Source organism: Pandoraea sp. PE-S2R-1 (assembly GCF_002179865.1).
Classification (GTDB): Bacteria; Pseudomonadota; Gammaproteobacteria; order Burkholderiales; family Burkholderiaceae; genus Pandoraea.
Genome location: NZ_NGUR01000002.1, coordinates 84,081 through 102,796, shown reverse-complemented (window position 1 = coordinate 102,796; position 18,716 = coordinate 84,081). Strand labels below are relative to the sequence as shown.

Below are 18,716 nucleotides of genomic sequence, written 5' to 3'. Positions count from 1 at the left end.
GCTTCTTCTCGTCACGGCCATGGCCTGCTGCTGGCCGGCCTCGCCCGCCATGGCGCAGGCGACGGCACACGCCGGCAAACCGTCTGGCGAAGCGCCGCTGTCCGGGCAGGCCTGGAAGTTGGCCGATCAGGCCTACAAGCACTATCAGGCGGGACGCTTCGAGCAGGCGGCGACGGCGGCCGCAGCCGCTGTTCGCCTGCGCCCCGATGTGCTGCGTCTTCGCATGCTGCTCATCTATTCGCTGCAACGCGCAGGCAAGATCGACGACGCCCACAAGGCCGTCGACAGCGCGCTCAAGTACGGCTTCGATACACCCGCATTGCGCGACGCGAATACGAATCTGAGCGGCGCACAGGCGGGCGGGCCACCACCGACGGAGGCTTATCGACGCGCTTTTCCGATTGCGACACAGGCGTACTCGGAATACAACGCGCAGCAATACGCGGAGGCGTCGACCCATGCGGAACAAGCGTTTCGTATCGATCCGTCGCGCGGCGAATGGGCATTGCTCTGGATCGCCGGACTGGAGTCACAGGAGAAGTTCGACGCAGGCGTGAGTGCCGCCGAAACTGCGATGTCGCTGGGCGCACCGAATACGTCGGATCTGAAAGCGCGTATTCAGGTGCTGCGGGCGCGCATGGCCGTGGACCCGGCGAGCGCCGGCTATCAGGCCATCATCGACAACAAGCCGAAGGACGCCATTCCGCTTGCGCAGGAGGCCGTGCGTCTGGCCCCCGAGGACGACAGCTATCGCCTGCTGCTGATTTCCGCGTTCATGCTTGACAATCAGTTGCCCGAGGCGGAAGACGCCGCCAGCAATGCGCTCACTCAGAACGACGAGAACACGGTCGCACTCGAGATGCGCGGCTATCTGCGACAGCTTCAGGGCAAGAAAACACTGGCTGACGCCGACTTCGACGAGGCCATCAAACAGGACTGGCTCGACGATGGGCAGGTGCGCAACGTTCGGCTTATCGCCGCCGATGCTGCCCTTGCGGCGGGCGATCATGCGCGTGCCATTGCGCTGGTGGCGCCGCTTGACGCGAAGGACGACGCCGTCAAGAAGCGTCTGAAGCTCGCGCGTTCCGGTGCGCGTGCGCCCAAGGCACTCACGCAGATCAATTTCCCGGCACCGATTCAAGACCCGCGCGAAACCCCCTACGGCACGGTCTACGAGTTGCTGCCCTACGACACGGTCGGCTACGGCGGGCCGTCGGCGCAAGCCTATGCCGCGTACGACCGCGAGGACTATCAGGAAGCGATCAAGCAAGCACGCCGTGCGGTCGAGCTTGATCCGAAGAGTCCGATCTACCAAAGCCTGCTGACGACAACGCTCGCTGCCGGTGACTCGGCGCAGACGAAGGAAGCGGGTGAGCGCATTGAGAAGGCGCTGGCGGAGAAGCCGGGCGACCCGGATTTGCTGATTCAGCGCGGCTACCTTCGCCAGCGCATCAACGAACCGGCACTGGCCGTCGACGATTTTCGGGCGGCGCGAGCGACCGGCAAAGCCTCGCCGGATGTGGTGCTCGCCGAGGGTTACGCGCTGTCGGCCGCCGGTCAAAAGGCCGAAGCCGAGACCACCTTCCGTCAGGCCATCGACGATTACGACGCCAAACGGTTATCGCTCACACCCGAGCAACTGCTGGACACGCGCAGCGCCATCGCCGATGTGTCGCGCCAGTGGGGCGCGACGGTCTCCGTGGGGTATCGCGGTGCGCGCCCGGCCGGGGGCAGTTTGGGCGGTGCGGCGATCTCGGTGCCGGGCAATGCCGTGTTCAGCACGGCAGAAGTGTTCTGGCGCCCGCGTGGCTGGTTGAACGCGAACAATCACGCCTTCGAAGTCTATGGCCAGTTGTCGAACACGCTGTACGACGCAGGCGGCAATACGATCGCGCAGACGGGCCTCGATCCTTGCAGTCAGGCACCCATCAACATCGACCCGACGTCGAACCGGGGCAGTTCGGGTTTTCCGACGACCGTGGGCATTCTCGGCATGCGCTTCACGCCGTCCACCGATCTCGGTCTGACGTTCGGTCTGGAGCGCCAGTTCCTGCTCGGATCGGCGACGCGCTCGGGCACCTTCCAGCCGCTGCGACAGGATCTTCAGTGCGCGCTCAATCAGCGTAACCAGACCGCGAACTACCACTCGAATGCAGGCAACGGCGGCTGGCAGGCGTACGCCACGTACGGCCACTACATCGGCAGTGAGCTGCGCATGGACCGGCCGAGCTGGTTCACGCTGGAGAGCTATGTGCAGGCCGGTTACTCGTGGCAAGACCTGCCCTCCGACCTCTGGCTCACGAACAACGATACCGGCGCTACCGACGCGCGCACGTCCGGCAAGGTCAAGCGGCGTCAGTACTTCGCTGCGTTCGAAGTGCGTGCAGGGCAAAGCTTCCGAATGGACCAGATCGACGAGCATCTCGTGCTGTATCCGTACGTCGTGCTCGGGGGCGATTGGCTGAAGAACGCCGACCGGGTCGAGGGGCTGCCGATCAATGGCGTAGACGACTATGAACTGCTCGGCAACAGCAGTTCGTGGTCGCTGGGGGCGGGCGTCGGTTTCAACGTCCGGTACTACTTCCGCTCGGACCACTACAACACGGCGAGGTCGTACGTCGACTTCGCTACGCAGTATCGCTTCAACATCGGCGGCGGGCAGGCGGATCGGGCGAAGGGCCTGTTCATGACCTTCACGCTGTCGTACTGATGCGGGACAGATTTCAATCGATATCGAGGAGTTGCAACATGACGCCGTACGCTTCCGAACCTCGCGCTTCGCGACGCCCATTGCGATATTTCTCCGCGGGCGTCGTACGTCGCCTGAGCCTCTGTGTGCTGACGTTTGCCTTGGGGGCTGCACAGGCGCAAGACGCGTCTACGCTCATCTTGCGCGGCAAGGACAACTGGCTGTTTCCCGGCTGGGGCAGCCTCACGCAAGTCGACACGCGCGGTATCGACGCGAACACGGCGCTGGTGATCGAGGCGCGCGACGCGCTCGCGGCACACAACATCAAGCTCGAAGTATTGTTGCTGCCGGACAAATCGCTGTTCTATCAGGACAAGCTGCCCGACGGCAAAGTCATGAGCCCCGAGGTCAAGGCGCGCTATACGACGATTCTGGGCAAGCTGAAGGCCGCAGGCATTTCGACGTTCGACGACGAGGTGATTCTGCGCCGCATCAAGGACGGCGGTCAGGATGTCTACTACCGCACCGATCAGCACTGGACGCAGGTCGCTGCCGATGCGACGGCGCAGGCGACGGCGGAAATGATCCGCAAGGACGTGCCGGAACTGTCGGGCAAGCCGGGCACGGGCATGCCGCTGGGCGGCATGGTCAACGACCGTCGCTATGGCGATCTGGCCGAACTGTTTTTGACGCCGGAAGATCGCAAGAAGATCGGGCGCGAGGTGTTTACGGTACGTCGCCCGTCCGACGGCCAGAATCTGCTCGACGATGCGCCGGCGCCGGTGCACATCACTGGCCACAGCATGATGCAGCCGTACTTCGGCTTTCCGCAGAAGCTCTCGAACTTGCTCGATCGTCCCGTCTCGGTGAACTGGAAACCCGGGAACGTTGGGCAATGGGTAATGCTGCTCGAATACGTCGAGTCGCCGGCCTTCAAGCAAACCAAGCCGCAAGTGCTCGTCTGGCAGATTTTCGAACCCGCGTATTCGCAGGGTCCGGATGCCGCCGGTCTGTGGGACAACGCCTCGATCATGACACCTGATGTCTGGCGCAAGCGTCTGAAGGCCGCATTGGGGAACTGAGCACGTGCCAGACATCAAGCCCCCCTTGTCGGCATCGGCGTCACCATCGTCAGTGCCATCGCACCGCCTGAACGCGCTTGTCATGGCCGCATTGCTTGCCGCAGGTCTCGCGTGGGGCGCGTGGACGCTCGCACACGCGCAACTCGATCGCGATCAACTGAATGGGTCCGCGTGGCTCGACGGGACGGCGGGCCATGCGCTCAACAAATCGTTGCGTTTGCCGGCGCAGGAGACGGTTGAAACGTGGAATGCGGCCGTGCGCTACCGGATGCTTGGTGACGTGGGCGAGCAGGTCGCGATGGGGTGCCCGCAATGGATGTTTTATCGCGACGGCATGCGACCGAAGCCCGGCACGAAGGATGCCGTGTTCGAGGATCGTCTGCGTCTCATGCATTACTGGCTCGGCGAGGTGCGCGCACAAGGCATCAACGTGCTGGTGGTGGCGGTGCCCGACAAGGCGCGCATCGAGTCGTCGCATTTGTGCGGTCAGCCCGTGTCGGCGGCGATGCTCGCTCGCATGGATATTGTGAAGGCGGCCTTGCAGCGCAATGGCGTGCCGTTCGTCGATCTGCGTCCGACGCTCGCCGAGCACGACCGGCCGATGTTCTTCCGCACCGACGTCCACATGAATGCCGAGGGCGCGAAGTCCGCTGCGGCCACCGTCGCGCAAGCCGGTCTGGCATTGCTGCCGGGCAAGGGTGCACAAGCGTTCGATGTCGGTACCCCCGCGCCCGCCCAACCGCGCGTGGGCGATCTGCTGTCGCTCTCAGGTCTTGAACATGCACACGACGGCTGGCGGCCGCGTCCCGATCAGGCATCGGCGCAGCACATTGCGCCGTTGCGCAGCGGCGGCCTGCTTGATGAAACACCACCGGTCGAAGTGATGCTCGCCGGCAGTTCGCATGGGCGACGAAGCAATTTCGCCGAATGGCTGGGCGTCGATCTGGGGCGCGAGGTCTGGAATATGAGTATGGACGGCGGTGATTTTGCCGGGGCACTGACCGTGGCGCTCAAGCAGCGCGCGCAGTGGCCCAAGAGCTTGAAGCTGGTGATCTGGGAGTTCTCGGAGAACGCGTTGTCGCTGCCGCTCAGCGACGACGAGAAATCCGTGCTGGCCCGTTTGCCCTGACGGGCAACGTCTGACGATACGACACGAAACAATACCAAACGATTCCAAACGATTCCAAACGATACCAAGCGCGATATCCGATGCTGTTCAACTCTTACCTGTTCCTGCTGTTGTTTCTGCCGGTGGCGCTGGCGGGACACTACCTCAGCGGTGCCATCAACCTGCGTCTCGCAGCGTTCTGGCTCTGCCTGACGTCGTTCGTGTTCTACGGTTGGTGGAACCCGCAGTTCGTGGCGCTGCTGGCCCTCTCGATCGCGTTCAACTACGTCGTGAGTCAGGGCGTGTTACGCAACGTGGGGCGTGCGCGCGTACAGAACGTCATTGTCACCGTCGGCGTGGGTGTCGACCTGATCGTGCTGTTTCACTACAAATACTTCGCGGCGCTGTTCGGCTTTCTGCACGATCTCGGTCTCACGCATTCCAGCGTCGATACGCTGGTGCTGCCGCTGGGGATTTCGTTCTTCACGTTCACGCAGATCGGTTATCTGCTCGATTGCCGTGCGGGGCTCGTCAAAGAGCGCAGCTTGCTCAGCTACGTGCTGTTCGTGACGTTCTTCCCGCACCTGATCGCGGGGCCGATCCTGCATCACAAGGAGATGATGCCGCAGTTCGCGCAGCGGGAGAATTACCGCTTCAAGGCCGAAAATCTGTCCATCGGCGGCATGCTGTTCGTGATTGGCCTGGCCAAGAAAGTGCTGCTGGCCGATGCGATTGCGCCCTATGCCGACGCGGGTTTTGCGTCGCCCGGCGACTTGCAGTTCTGGGCGGCTTGGGGAACTAGCCTGTGTTACGCGCTACAGGTGTACTTCGACTTCTCCGGCTACTCCGACATGGCGCTGGGACTGGCAAAGATGTTCGGCATCCGGTTTCCGCTGAACTTCAATTCGCCGTACAAGGCGACGAGCGTGATCGACTTCTGGGCGCGGTGGCACATCACGCTCACGCGCTACCTCACGTCGTACCTGTATTACCCGGCGGCGATGGCCATCTCGCGATACCGCAGTGCGCGCGGTCTGCCGGTGGGCTCCGAAGGCGCGCGCACACCGGCGGGCTTTGCGAGCACCATCGTCGTGCCGACACTTTTCACGATGGGACTGGCCGGGGTGTGGCACGGTGCCGGCTTCCAGTTTCTGGTGTTCGGTTTGCTGCATGCCGCCTATCTGTCGGTCAATCACGGCTGGCGCATCTTCGTCGTCGGTCGTCGCCCCAAGTCGCATGTCCCTCGCTGGCCGGCGCACGTCGCGTCGGTGGGATTGACGTTCGTCGCCGTATTGGTCGCACAGGCTTTTTTCCGCGCAAACGGCGTCCATGACGCCCTGTCGCTGCTGAGCGGCATGACCGGGCTGCGGGGTTTCGAAGCCTGGCCGTCGCTGAGCTATCTCGACGGTGCGAGCTTCGGCGACGCATGGCGTCTGCTCATCGGACACCACTTGCAACTGGCCTATGTGGTCGTGCTGCTCGGCATTGTCTGGTTCACACCGAATGCGCACCAGATTCTGGGGCGATATTCACCCGCCTTGTTCAAGGTTCAGGAAGCGGCACGCCGCTTCATGCGCTGGCAACCCAACCCGGCATGGCTGTCGGTCACGCTCGCGCTGCTGTTTCTTTGCCTGGTGAATCTCCATAAGGAAACGCGTTTCCTTTATTTTCAATTCTGATTTCGCGTCATTCGCGGGAGTCGTTTCATGAACATCAATGACATCGAAAGCAAACTCGCCGACATCGTCGGCAACATCGTGCTCACGCAGGTCGAACCCGACACGCTGCTAATCGATTCGGGGCTGGTCGATTCGCTCTCGGCCGTGGACGTGGTGCTGGCGGTCGAGCGCGAATTCGGCGTGAAGGTGCCGCCGTCGGAGATCGACGTGTATCTGCAATCGGTGCAGACGCTTGCGGCATTCATTGCCGAACAGAAAGGCGCCTGAGCGCCGGCCGCCTCGCCGGAGGGTTAGACCATGTATTTCGATTTCGAACGGCTGGCATTCGCCGACATTGCGCACGCGCCCGACGTGCCTGCGGTAACGGATCTGCAAGGCGCGCTCACTTGGGCGCAATTGCACGGCGCGACCGAACAATGGATGACGCAGGCCACGGCAGCCGGTGCGCTGCCTGATGTGCCGATGGTGATTTCGGGTCACAAGGAATCGGCCTTTCTCGTGGCGATGCTGGGGTGCCTGTGTCTGGGCGTGCCGTTCGTCCCCGTGGACGTCATCAATCCGGAGTCGCGCATTGTGCGCATCGGTGAGCTCGTACAAGCGCCGTTGCGCTTCGATGCGCAGTCCCGCGAGTTCGTACCGACGGGACAGCACGGGGCGGCGCTTGCAGAGCGCGGACTCGCCTACATCATGTTCACCTCGGGCAGTACGGGCGACCCGAAGGGCGTGCAGATCGGGCGCGAAAGCGTTGCGCTGTTCGCGGGATGGATTCGCGACGACGTGAAGCCGGGCCCGGCGCCCGCCTTCATGGACCAGATGCTGTTCAGCTTCGATTTCTCGCTGTTCAACTGGGTCGGTGCGCTGGCCACTGGTGGATGCTGCGTTTTGTGCCCGCGAGAGGTCATCGCCGACCGGGCCGCGTTTGCGCGTTATCTCGCGACGACGCAAGTGAACGTGTGGGCGTCGACGCCGTCGTTCGTGCGCCAGCAGTTGCTCAATCCCGAGTTCGACCATGCGCATCTACCGGACCTGCGGATGTTCGTTTTCGGTGCCGAGTCACTCACGCCCACCGTCGCCGAAGCGCTTTGGCAACGCTTTCCCGAAGTCCGCATCGTCAATTCGTACGGGCCGACGGAAGCCACTTGTTCCACGACTTGGGTGGAAATCGACCCCGCGCTGCGGGCGGCGGCACCGTTGCCGTTCCCGATCGGACGGGCCAAGCCCTATGCCGAGGTCTTCATCGACGACGGCGAGATCTGCATGGCAGGCGATCACGTCATGCGCGGTTATCTGAATCGACCCGATCTCAACGAGACGCGTCTGTTCTTGCATCACGGCAAACGGGCCTACCGCAGTGGCGATCTTGGTGAGATCGATGCGCAGGGGCTCGTGACCTTTCGCGGTCGCCGCGACGATCAGATCAAGATGCACGGGTATCGGATAGAGCTGGCGGAGGTCGACGCGTCGCTCGCCACGCTGCCCGGCATTCGCGCGGGGGCTGCGGTCGCGTTGCGTCGCCCGGACGGCGTGATCGTGCGCATGATCGGCTTCGTGGAGCCGGAGACGAGCGGTCCGGCGGGCCTGCATCCGATCCCGGATGCACTGGCCGACTGGAAGGCCCTGCTGAGCCAGCGTCTGCCGCCGTACATGATCCCCACCGAGTTGCTCGTCTGTCACGGCTTTCCGACGACGAGCAGCGACAAGGCCGATCGAAAACAATTGGAGCGGATGTATCTGGCGGCGCGCATGCGCCCCGGCAATACCGCGAATACGGAGTCGTAAGAATGAAGATGTTGCGAACGATGGCACTTGTGTGTGCGATGACAGCTGCCGGTACAGGGGTGGCCAGTGCCGAGGGAATTTTTGCCCAGCTCTACGCTGCCCGGCCGCCCGCGGGTTCGTCGTTCGTCCGTGTGGTTAACCCGGGCGGCGCGCCGATGCGCGCACAGGTTGCCAAGGGGCCTGTTCAGACCCTCTCGGGCGAGAAGGTGGCGAGCACGTATGCCATCGTCAAGGGCAACGACGCGTTTCCGATCGTCATCGACGGGAAGCCCGCGGGCACGCTTCAGGTCGCGCCCGACACGTTCAACACGCTGGTGCCACGCCGTGAAGGCGGCAAGCTCACGTTCACGGTCCTGACCGACGCGGGCGGCACTGAAGATGGGCTCAAGGCCGAGTTGCGCTTCTACAACCTGAGCGCGCAATGCGCAGGCGGGCAACTCAGCGTCAGTCCGTCCGGCCCGACACTGTTCGACAACGTGGGGCAGGGCGCATCGGTGGCGCGTGGTATCAATCCGGTGAAAGCGACGCTGGTGTCCGCGTGCGGCGCGGTCTCGTCGAAAACGCTGGCGCTGCCCGCGTTGGCCCCGGGCGATCACTACAGTTTGTTTCTGGTGGGTACGCCCGGCGCACCGGTGTTGCGCGGACAGTTGAGTGCGACGGATCCTTATCAGCGCTGAGGCCGGTCAGGACAATGCCGCCTGCCATTCGCGCAGCAGCGCCTTCGAACCGGGGGTGTCGTCGAGCACCCAAGGATCGATGGCGAACGCGACCAGCCGTGTCGCGCCGTAGTGTCGTGCGATTTCCCATTGCCGTTTCACGCGGGAGAAATCAGCCGCCTTCGCGTTGAAGGTGGTGCCGTCGTCTTTCTCAGACGGCAGTTCTTCGAACAATTCGATGACCAGATCGAACGGCGCGCCTCTGGCGAGAAGCATGTCGTGCAGCGGCGCCAGCGCTGTGTAGTTCGACATGCCGGCGACGCCTACGCCGTCCTGAATCATCGGGTGCAGCGTGACGCGGTCCAGCAGGGTGCTCCACATGCCGGCGAGCGTGCCGGTCGTCGGCAGCCGGCTGAAATAGGTGGAAATCGCCGGGGGCTGGCCGCTGGTCGCCTTCGCAACGTCGGACATGCCGCCGAGCCAGGTGGCAAGCTTGTCCAGTCGCGCGGGGATGGCCCAATCGTACTGTTCCAGTTCGTAAGGCAGATACCAGCCGCGAAAGGCGGCATGTTTCGGCCACGCGGCCTGCTGCATATAGCGCGCAGCGTTATTGCCGGTGCGTTGCAGGAAGGTGGCGAGCGAGGCGTCGTCCGGTGCACCGATGGCGGTCCACCAGCGCTCGTCGTAGGGCACCCCCAGATGCACGCCCATGCCGAGCGCAGCGCTTTCGTCGAGGAGCGTGCGGATCAGGGGATCGGGGGCCATCCATGTGTTATCCGGCTCGCCGTCGATACCGGCCCACTGCACGAAGATCTCCTTGCAGCCGAGCGCGTGCGTGGCGGTGAGGCGCTCGCGCCATTGTTGGGGCGTCCATTCCAGATGGCTGCGCCAGAGCTGGACGAAGCTGCCGCCGAGTTCGGGCGGCGGTGTGCAGGCGGCGAGTGGCAGGCAGGCCGCCAGCGCGGCGGCTTGCAGAAGGCGGCGGCGCATCGGCGAGTGAGCGGACACTACCGGTACAATAGCGGTTTTACGCGTGGCGTCAGGCCGTGCGTGCCGTCGCGAATTCATCATGAGCAAACTCGCCCTCACTCTCAAGTTCAAGTGCACGAAGTGCGCCAAACCCGTCACGCTGTATTTGCAGAAGACCTCGGCGTGCTCACACATTACGCCGTATCAGGGCTGGTGCAAGTGCGGCCAGTTGATGCGCCATGCGACCGGCGACAAGGCGGCGGTGGCGTCGTTTGTCGACTCGATGGACCCGCTGTGGTCGCATCACCACCATCATTGAGCGGCGCGTGCACGATACGCATCGTGCCTGTCAGGCGTCCCCGACGCGTCCCCTCACGTCCTTCCAGTCCACTCAGTTCACGGGTTTAACCGCCGAGCGCTTGTCCAGCCACGCCATGCGGCGCCGGATCAGCGTTTGCGCCGGGGCTTCAAAGCCTCGGTAGACCAGATGCGCCAGCACGAACACCACGATCAGGTAGGCCGCGAGGAACCCCGCGTTCATGGCCACTGAGGCGCTGGCGATGCCCCACTGCTGCAACACGATCACGGTCGTCAGTTGCAGCGGGAAGTGGATCAGATAGCTCGAATAGGTCGTGTTGCCCAGATGGACGATGGGCGCCGCCAGCCGGTCGGGAATCCACGGTTCGATCACCTGCAACAGCACAATCGACACCGGCGCGATGACCGTGGCCGCAAGATACTTCGTGCCGCCGAAAACGGCGCAAAACCAGAACAGCCCGGCATAGGCGGCGCAACACAGCGCAACCGTCGCGAGACGATGTTGCTCGATCACCGTGCGCAAGCGCTGGTAGATCAGGTGAACGGCGCCACCCATGAAGAAATAGAAGGCGCAGTAGACGATGTTCGACTCGCTGCCCTTGATCTGCTGGAGAATCAGCCAGCCCCCCGCCGCCGCCGACAGTCCCATGAGCAGGAGCGTCGAGACAAGGCCGATGCGGCAGAACCGCGCGAGCAGGAAGAAGGCGACGTAGATGACGATTTCCGTCGACACGCTCCAGACCGGCCCGTTGAACGAGTCGGTGTAAGGCGTGAGCCAGCCCGAGGCGAAGATCACGTTCACGAAGAAATCGTACGGCGTGTTGTACGGATACACGAAATACGCGTGATTCTCGCGCACGTAGTACGCCTGAAGCGCCGCAACGGCGATCAGCGTGACGATGTGCAGGGGATACAGCCGCGAGAACCGGTTCAGGAAGAACAGGCCGCCGGACACGCTGCGCTCGGCGATTCTTCCGAGGTAGCGATTGAAGAAGATGAAGCCGGAAATCGTCCAGAAGACGTTGACCCCGAGCCAGCCGAAGTCATAGAACGGGTGCAGCAGCCCGTAAAGCGGCTCGGTGCTGCGCACCACGTCGATCGAGGCCGTCGCAGGTTGAAAGAAAAAGTGCTGGTAGTGCCAGATGAGTACCGCGAATGCACTGACAAATCTCAGAATCTCGATACCGACCAGCTTGTTCTTGCCACTGCTCATCAACCTCAGCCTCGCAGCTTTTTCAACATCTTGAGTCCGCGCCGCACCACAGCGGAGTAAAGCTCGGCGCCCTTGAGCACCGGGTCAACGTGGCGCTCGTAAGGCTGAATGGTAATCGGGAAATAAGGCGAGAGCTTGGCGACCACCTGATCGAGCGGAATCTGCGTGTTGCTTTGCACGACCGCGAAGAGGCCATCGCTGTCCGGCGCAAAGTAATGGGCGGCGTCCCACTCCTGCATTTTCTCGGCAAACCACACGCTCTCGGTCGCGTGCAGCGTGCGCTGCGGCGGCACGGCCTGCGTGTGATAGCGCTCCAGCAACCCTTCATGCTCGGCATTGAGCCAATACAGGGTGTATTCGGTCCAGTCGACGGCATAGTTCGCAAGCAGCACGCGCTTCCAGTCGGTGCCGTGCACGGCTTCGAGTCGCTGTTGCAACGACAGGCACAGCGTGCGTGAGAGCGTGGCGGGTGTCCACCAGACGCCGTCGCGCTCCAGGTGCGGCTCGACGTCGAGCAGTTTCGACGAGGCTTCCCAGTAGTAGGGCTCGACATTGCGCGGCTGGAGGTGCGTGACGGCACGGCCGTCGACGACGAGCGAATTCACGTCGAACGCATGGGTGGCGAAGCAATCCGGATCGAAGATCAGGAAGTACTCGGTCTCGATCCACTCCGGTGCGTTGATCTTGATGATCTGCTGACGGTGCCAGTTGCGAATCTGGTGACGTTGCGAGAATTCCGCGAACGCGCCCATGTACAGCGATTCGTCGATGACCTCGATGGGGAAATCCGACCACGCCTTGGCATAGCCCTTGACCTCGTCGACCTCGTCGTGCGGCACGATGATGACGAACCGATGGAACAGATCCGGCGTCGTGAAGTGACGCAGCGACGAGAAGAGGATGTCACAGCGGCCGATGTTGTCGGCGTAGTGTCGTCCCCGGGTCTTGATCGGCAGGATCGCGCTGATTTGTTGCATGGTCGTCGTGTCTGAGTCCGAATCCGAATCCGAATCTGGGCCGGTGGCTAGAAGAAGCGGTAAATCGCTGCGGGGATGTACCCGCGGCGGTGCGTGAGCGCCACGCCGATCAAGTGTCCGCCTGCATCTTCGACCTGCGACTTGAGACCGGCGATGACCGGCTTGCGAGTCGATTCGGCACGCACCACCAGGACCGTTGCGTCGGCCAGCGATGCGTTTTCGATGCCGGTGAAGGACTGGCTCGACGGCGGGGCGTGCACGACGATGTAGTCGTGTGACTCGCGCAGCGCGTCGAACAATTGGGTCACCTGCTGCCACGAGGACGGAATGCCCCCGCTGCGCGGTTGCGCCACGACGATATTGTGACGATCGACGCGGGTAAATACCAGCGTCTCGAGCGTGCCCGTGTTGACGATGGCGTCGGCGCTGGCCGTATCGCTGCCGCCGCTACCGGCGCCATCTGGCCACGCCAGCAGGCCCTGAGCGTTGGGCTTGCCGTACAGCGGCGCACCCGGCGTCGAAGCGAAGTCGAGAATGGCGATCGGCTTGGCCGAGCGGTGTTCGAGTTCGACCGACAGCCCCTGAATCACGGCCGCCTGACCGTCGTTCTGGCTCGCTGCCAGCACCATGACGACCTTGGCGTGGGCGTCGGTGCTGCTGTTGATCGCCGCGATCATGCGGCCATACGCCATGTAGGCCGGGCGACTGAGGGTTGGCTCGGCAGCCGCTGCGGCCGCAGGGCTTCCCGCACCCGCCGCACCCGCCGCTGCGGCAGTCACGCCCGCACGTCGTTCTGCGCCCAGCATGACCGGCGCGTTCACCACCGGCAGCAACAGCGCACGTTCGACCTGTTCCGGGCTCAGGAACGTTTCGCGCAGGCTGGCGAGGATCAACACCGTCAGTGCCGAGATCAGCAGACCGGCGGCAACGGCGGCGGCGATCACCAGACTGGCGGCAACGCTGCGCTGCGACGGCGGGAACGGGGCCTGAATCACGCGCACGTTCGTGCCGTTGATCTGGCTGGCCTGACCTTGCTGCACGCGGGCCAGCTCGACCTGACGCGAGCGCTCCTTGAAGCTGTCGGCGAGGATGTCGCGGCGCGCCTGCAACTGGCTCAGCTGGCTCGAGACGTCGCTCAGGCCTTGCAGCTTGGTGCGCGTGTCCTTGATCTGCTCGTCGAGCGCCTTCTGCTGCGCCAGACCGCCCGCGATGCTGGCGTTCAGCACGGACAGACGCTCCTGCACCACGTCGTAGTAATTGTTATGACCCAGACGCGTCGCCGTCATCATCTGCTGCTTCTGGCTCGCGATATTCGCGCGCATATCGGCAATCTGCTTGTCGATGTTCTGCACGAAGGGCGACGTCGGCAGATAGCGTGATGCGAAATCGGCGCGTTTGGTCTCGAGTTCCGACAGCGTGGTCTGCATGCCGTTCAGCGCACGGCTGGCTTCCGAATCGTCGGTATAGATCGGAATGGTCGAGCGCACGTCCTTCGTCGAGGCCTGCATCGACTGAAGCTCGCTGCGGTCCTGCAACAGCTTGGCGTCGGTTTCCAGCTTGCGCTGCACCAGTTGGCTTTCGAGTTGCACCGCGCGCGAGGTCTGGTCGTCGATCTTGACGATGCCGTGCTTCTTCTGGAACGCGAGCAGATCGGCGTCGGCCGTGTCGAGTTGCTTGCCCACATCGTCGCGCTGACTCACCAGCATGCTGACCCGGCCCGACGTGAAGATCGACGCGCGCTGACGGAAGTATTTGTCGAGCAGCCGGGCCAGCGCATCGGCGGCCACTTTCGGATCGGTATCCGAATAAGTCAGCGTGATGGTGTTGGCGAGGTCGTTCTGCTCAATATGCAGCTTGCGCTCGAAGCTCTGCAATTCGCGGTCGATGTCACGCTCGGTGGCAGCCGGTCCGAGTTTGGACAGGACGACATCGCGGTGCAGCTCCGGGCTGGCGAGAATCTGCGCTTCCACACCGTTCAACTGGCCGACCGGTGGCTGGAGCGCCACGCCGGCGTTGGCGTTGTTGGTCTGGTCGTAGTAGCCGGCGTTGAGCACCAGCAGCGTGGCTTGTGCGCGGTACGGAATAGGTACCAGCAGGGCTATCAGAATGCCAAGAGCGACGATCCCCAGAAATACTGCCGTCGCAATTTTTCGGTAATAGAAGAAGGTATTGAGATAGTCCCGGATCGTCAAATCGACGACAGCGGCGTGCCGGTCAGGCCTTGTTCTGGTCGTAATTGCCATAAGGGTGCGAGTAGCGGTAGCGTTGCCGGGCCATCAAGTGTGGCTTCAAGGCGCATATCTTACGGAAGATCGTCCCCCTAAAGTCTCCCAAGAAGCACTTTTTTCCCCTAAATCCGACAAACATTCTTCGCGCTTGGCGAGAACGCTCAAGTGCACTAGAGTACGGTCCAAACCGACCAATCCCGGCTTCCTGCCATCATTACCGATGAACATTTTCCGCCCGGCCTGCGTTCTGGCACTGATGACGCTGACAGCCTGTTCCCATACCTGGGTTGACACGAAATACCAGCAGCCGGCCAGTTTTGCGACGTGGGTCGACGCAGCACCGTCCCCCTACCGCCTGCTGCCGGGGGACGATATTTCCGTTGTCCTGCCGTTCAACATCGAGCTCAACTACAAGGGCCGCGTCGCGCCTGACGGCACGATCGCGATGCCGTTTGCCGGTAACCTGCCTGCCGCCGGCAAGACGCTTGCGCAGTTCGGCGAGACCGTCGACCGGGCGCTGGCGACCGGTGGCATGGTCGCGAATGCCCGTGCCCAGATCGCCGTCACCCAAACGGCCGCACACATCTTTGTGGGCGGCGAAGTCGGCAAGCCGGGTGAGTTGGCACTCACGCCGGGCATGAGCGTCATGCAGGCGATCATTACCGCGCAAGGCCTGCTCGACACGGCCCGCACCGGCGAGATCGTGCTGATTCGCCGCAGCCCGGACGGCCGTCCGATGCTGCGCACCATCGACGTCAAGGCACTGACGCAACAGGGCGACCCGGCGCAAGACATCGTGCTGACGTCCAACGACACGATTTTCGTGCCGAAGTCGTCGATTGCCGAAGTGGATCTCTGGGTCGACCAGTACATCAACAAGGCACTGCCGTTCAACAAGAACGTGAACTACGACATCAACGGCGCACGTTCCTTCTGATCGTTCATGACCGGCTGTCGCAGGGACACTGCGACAGCCGGGTTTGCCAAGCTTACTCACCGAATTCAACCGCTTCGTGACAGCCGGGTCGCACTCCCTCGAAATGACAGCCCGCCACGCCGATGCACCGGTGGGCGAACTGCCGCCCGTCTTTGCCGACAGCGCCTCGCGGTCCTATGTGATCTGGTGCCTGGTGCTGGTGCTGCCGATGTTCGGCCAGACCTTTCACTACATTACGGCGCTGTATCCGCTGTGGGCCTTGTCGAAAGCGTTTCCGGTGCTCACGCTGCCGCTGGTCCTGCGTCTGGGCAGTCAGCCGCGCTTCCCCATGACGCGGCAGGTGTTGCTGAGTTTCGCGTGGCTGCTGATCATCCCGAGCTTCGCGGCCGTCATCTATTTCAACGAGAGTTTCTTCGTCAGCCTGACGGCGCAGGTCAAACTGCTGCCGATCCTGTATTTCTTCTCGTTTCTCGCGCTGCTGCTCATGCTCAAGCCGACGCTGGGCGAGCTGGGCCGGAGCTTCGTGATTCTCGGTGCGGTCGTGGTCGGTGCGTTGATCCTGATGTGGCTGGTGGTGCCGTCCAGCTGGTACAAGGAAACCTACGTATTCGGTCAGGCGCCGTTCTTCACCGCCGACAGCCGGGGACACCGTATCCGGATGTCGATGTATTTCCCGTTCATCCTGCTGTTCTTCTGCTACCGCCGCGCCTATTTCGAGCGGAGTTTCCGGTATCTCGTCGGCGTGCTCGTGGGACTGGCGGTGGCGCTGCTGATCGTGAAATCGCGCGCACTGGCCATCGGCATCGTGGCGGTGCTGGTCATCAACACGTTTGTGTGGGCCCGCCCGCGTGCGCGGATCGGGCTGCTGCTCGTGGTGCCCGTGGTGCTGGCGTCGGTGTTCTCGATGGGCTATCTGGCGACCATTTTCAGCGCGGGCGCCGAGACCGGCTTTGATACGCGCCGCATTTCCGCACAACTGGCGACACGCTTCCTCGGTAACGAGCCGATGCGCTGGCTGTTTGGCGTGGGCACCATCAGCCCCGCGAGCGGCGATAGCCTGATCGGTTACTTCCACCACTTCTTCTTTCTGGCGGACATTACCTGGCTGGGGATCGTGTTCGAGTTCGGCCTGATCGGTGCGCTCATCATCCTGGCCCTGCAACTGCGTGGACTCTTCTTCTACCGGCGCCTGCGCGCGGAGGTCGAAGACGACTTCCTCGGCGCGCTGTTCGACTATCTGAAGTTTGTTCTGCTGGCCTCGTTCTTCTACCCGCCGACGCTCGCGCCGGGCGAAACCGCCGTCATCCTGGCGATTTTTGCCTATATCTGGCGCGCGGGCGGCTTCGATCGGCGGGCCGATCCCCGGAGTTTCCATGCGCGTTTTGCGGCACCGTAGCCCACGCTCCCGTTTGATTCAACTGGTCGGGGTGGCGCTGCTGCTGTCCGCCGCAGCGTGCACCAAAGCCACACCCGGTGAGTTGCTGCCGGTTGCCATCGCGGTGGATGCGGCGGCAAACCGTCATCCGATCAATCCGTATGTCTACGGTATCAACTTCGGCACGACAGCGATGTTGCAGGACCTGCGCGTGCCGCTCAATCGCTCGGGCGGTAACAGCGCTTCGGCCTACAACTGGCGGCTCGACGCGCGCAACGCCGGGCGCGACTGGTACTACGAAAGCCTGCCGGTCAATCCCGCCGATATCAACGACCAGTTCGGCGACCGGTTTGTCGCGCTGACGAAGGCGGGGGGTGCGACCCCCATCGTGACGATCTCGATGCTGGGGCGCGTAGCCACGTTGTCGCGTGCCCGTGAGCGTCTCGCCAGTTTCTCGATCGCCAAATACGGTCTGCAACAGAATCACGACGTGGACGGGATGACCGACGCGGGCAACGGCATTCTGCGCGACGGTACACCGGTCGTGAATGATCCGAACGACGCCACGGTGCCCGATGACCCCGCCAGCCAGCAGGCGCGCGTGGCGGCGCTGGTGCAGCAGTTCGGGCCCGCGCGTGCGGGTGGCGTGCGTTATTACGCGATGGATAACGAGCCGAGCCTCTGGCAACTGATTCATAACGACGTGCATCCGACAGGTGCGCACGCGAGTGAGATCGCTGCCAAGGTAATCGCCTATTCGCGTGCCGTGAAGGCGGCCGACCCGGGCGCGCAGGTGATCGCGCCCGAAGAGTGGGGCTGGAACGGCTATCAGTACAGCGGCTTCGACCAGCAGCATTCCATCAAACATGGCTATGCGCAGGCGCCCGACCGCCAACGCGAGACCGGTGGCATGGCTTACGTGCCGTGGCTGCTGGCGCAGTGGAAGAAAGCGGGCCGTCCGGTCGATGTCTTCAGCCTGCACTTCTACCCGCAGAGCGGTGAGTACGAGGAAGCGCCCACCGGCAATTCGTCCACGATTGCGCTGATGCGAAACCGTTCCACGCGCAATCTGTGGGACCCGAATTACAAGGACCCGACGTGGATCAACAGCGTGGTGGCGCTGATCCCGATGATGCGTCAGTGGGTCGACACGTATTACTACCCGGGCACGCCGATCGCCATTACCGAGTACAACTGGGGCGCGGATACACGCATGAACGGGGCGACGGCCCAAGCGGATGTGCTGGGCATTTTCGGCCGCGAAAAGCTGGATATGGCGACGCGCTGGGGCACGCTCGATCCGTCGATGCCGGTCTACAAGGCGATCAAGCTTTACCGCAACTACGACGGACACGGCGGTGCGTTCGGTTCGACCAGCGTGGCAGCGACCGTCCCCGATCCGGATACCGTCTCGGCGTTCGCGGCTTTGCGTGACGACGGCGCGATGACCGTGGTGGTCATCAACAAGCAACTCGATCGTCCCGCACAGACCACGATTTCGCTGGCCAATTTTGCGGTCGGCGGCGCGGGCGAAGTCTGGCAGTTGGTGAACAACGAACTGACGCGCGCCCCTGACGTCGCGGCCACCGACGGTGCGCTGCGCGTCGATTTGCCGCCGCAAAGCATCAAGCTGCTGGTGTTGCGAGGCGCGGCGCAGCCTGCATTGAAGCCCGCAGGCAAGCCAACCTCGAAGCCGGCGAATTGAT

15 protein-coding genes are annotated in these 18,716 nt (G+C 63.1%); 11 read left to right on the top strand and 4 right to left on the bottom strand.

Annotated elements, in window-relative coordinates; genetic code table 11:
- Positions 1–19 precede the first annotated feature (19 nt).
- The 7 genes from CDV44_RS00450 (at position 20) to CDV44_RS00420 (ending at position 9,014) form a co-directional block, all read left to right on the top strand.
- The gene (locus tag CDV44_RS00450) at positions 20–2,710 is read left to right on the top strand and encodes a tetratricopeptide repeat protein (protein WP_249277354.1); all 2,691 of its coding nucleotides are present in this window, start codon (positions 20–22) and stop codon (positions 2,708–2,710) included.
- A 38-nt stretch (positions 2,711–2,748) separates the two neighbouring features.
- Positions 2,749–3,771, top strand: a complete 1,023-nt coding sequence (locus CDV44_RS00445) for a twin-arginine translocation pathway signal (RefSeq protein ID WP_087686246.1) — start codon at positions 2,749–2,751, stop codon at positions 3,769–3,771.
- Positions 3,772–3,853: 82 nt separating this feature from the next.
- Complete coding sequence (locus CDV44_RS00440; RefSeq protein WP_087686245.1) at positions 3,854–4,900, top strand: cell division protein FtsQ; 1,047 nt, start codon at positions 3,854–3,856, stop codon at positions 4,898–4,900.
- Positions 4,901–4,980: 80 nt separating this feature from the next.
- Positions 4,981–6,558, top strand: a complete 1,578-nt coding sequence (locus tag CDV44_RS00435) for an MBOAT family protein (RefSeq protein WP_087686244.1) — start codon at positions 4,981–4,983, stop codon at positions 6,556–6,558.
- Between the two features lie 27 nt (positions 6,559–6,585).
- Entirely contained in the window at positions 6,586–6,825 is a 240-nt protein-coding gene (locus CDV44_RS00430; protein WP_058376277.1) for an acyl carrier protein, read from the top strand.
- Positions 6,826–6,855: 30 nt separating this feature from the next.
- Positions 6,856–8,337 (top strand): AMP-binding protein, encoded by a 1,482-nt coding sequence (locus tag CDV44_RS00425; RefSeq protein ID WP_087686243.1) that lies wholly within the window; start codon positions 6,856–6,858, stop codon positions 8,335–8,337.
- 2 nt (positions 8,338–8,339) lie between these two features.
- The gene (locus CDV44_RS00420) at positions 8,340–9,014 is read left to right on the top strand and encodes an alginate O-acetyltransferase AlgF (protein WP_087686242.1); all 675 of its coding nucleotides are present in this window, start codon (positions 8,340–8,342) and stop codon (positions 9,012–9,014) included.
- A 6-nt stretch (positions 9,015–9,020) separates the two neighbouring features.
- On the opposite strand, the gene CDV44_RS00415 is transcribed toward CDV44_RS00420, so the two are convergent.
- The gene (locus CDV44_RS00415; protein ID WP_170935810.1) at positions 9,021–9,983 is read right to left on the bottom strand and encodes a DUF4434 domain-containing protein; all 963 of its coding nucleotides are present in this window, start codon (positions 9,981–9,983) and stop codon (positions 9,021–9,023) included.
- A gap of 79 nt (positions 9,984–10,062) precedes the next feature.
- Between CDV44_RS00415 and CDV44_RS00410 the strand changes: the two genes are divergently transcribed.
- Positions 10,063–10,281, top strand: a complete 219-nt coding sequence (locus CDV44_RS00410) for a hypothetical protein (RefSeq protein ID WP_058376273.1) — start codon at positions 10,063–10,065, stop codon at positions 10,279–10,281.
- Between the two features lie 72 nt (positions 10,282–10,353).
- Here CDV44_RS00410 and CDV44_RS00405 read toward each other — a convergent pair whose 3' ends face one another.
- The 3 genes from CDV44_RS00405 to CDV44_RS00395 are packed head-to-tail and all read right to left on the bottom strand — an operon-like array spanning position 10,354 to position 14,713.
- The gene (locus CDV44_RS00405) at positions 10,354–11,493 is read right to left on the bottom strand and encodes an acyltransferase (RefSeq protein WP_087686240.1); all 1,140 of its coding nucleotides are present in this window, start codon (positions 11,491–11,493) and stop codon (positions 10,354–10,356) included.
- Positions 11,494–11,498: 5 nt separating this feature from the next.
- Complete coding sequence (locus tag CDV44_RS00400; protein WP_087686239.1) at positions 11,499–12,470, bottom strand: DUF6492 family protein; 972 nt, start codon at positions 12,468–12,470, stop codon at positions 11,499–11,501.
- A 47-nt stretch (positions 12,471–12,517) separates the two neighbouring features.
- The gene (locus CDV44_RS00395) at positions 12,518–14,713 is read right to left on the bottom strand and encodes a hypothetical protein (RefSeq protein ID WP_087686238.1); all 2,196 of its coding nucleotides are present in this window, start codon (positions 14,711–14,713) and stop codon (positions 12,518–12,520) included.
- Between the two features lie 205 nt (positions 14,714–14,918).
- On the opposite strand from CDV44_RS00395, the gene CDV44_RS00390 reads away from it, so the two are divergent.
- The 3 genes from CDV44_RS00390 to CDV44_RS00380 all read left to right on the top strand — a co-directional run bounded on the left by CDV44_RS00390 (position 14,919) and on the right by CDV44_RS00380 (position 18,715).
- The gene (locus tag CDV44_RS00390; protein WP_087686237.1) at positions 14,919–15,635 is read left to right on the top strand and encodes a polysaccharide biosynthesis/export family protein; all 717 of its coding nucleotides are present in this window, start codon (positions 14,919–14,921) and stop codon (positions 15,633–15,635) included.
- Positions 15,636–15,738: 103 nt separating this feature from the next.
- Positions 15,739–17,031, top strand: coding sequence for a hypothetical protein (locus CDV44_RS00385; protein WP_087686236.1), 1,293 nt, complete (start codon positions 15,739–15,741; stop codon positions 17,029–17,031).
- Between the two features lie 13 nt (positions 17,032–17,044).
- Entirely contained in the window at positions 17,045–18,715 is a 1,671-nt protein-coding gene (locus CDV44_RS00380; protein ID WP_249277353.1) for a glycoside hydrolase family 44 protein, read from the top strand.
- The last annotated feature ends 1 nt before the right edge of the window (position 18,716 follow it).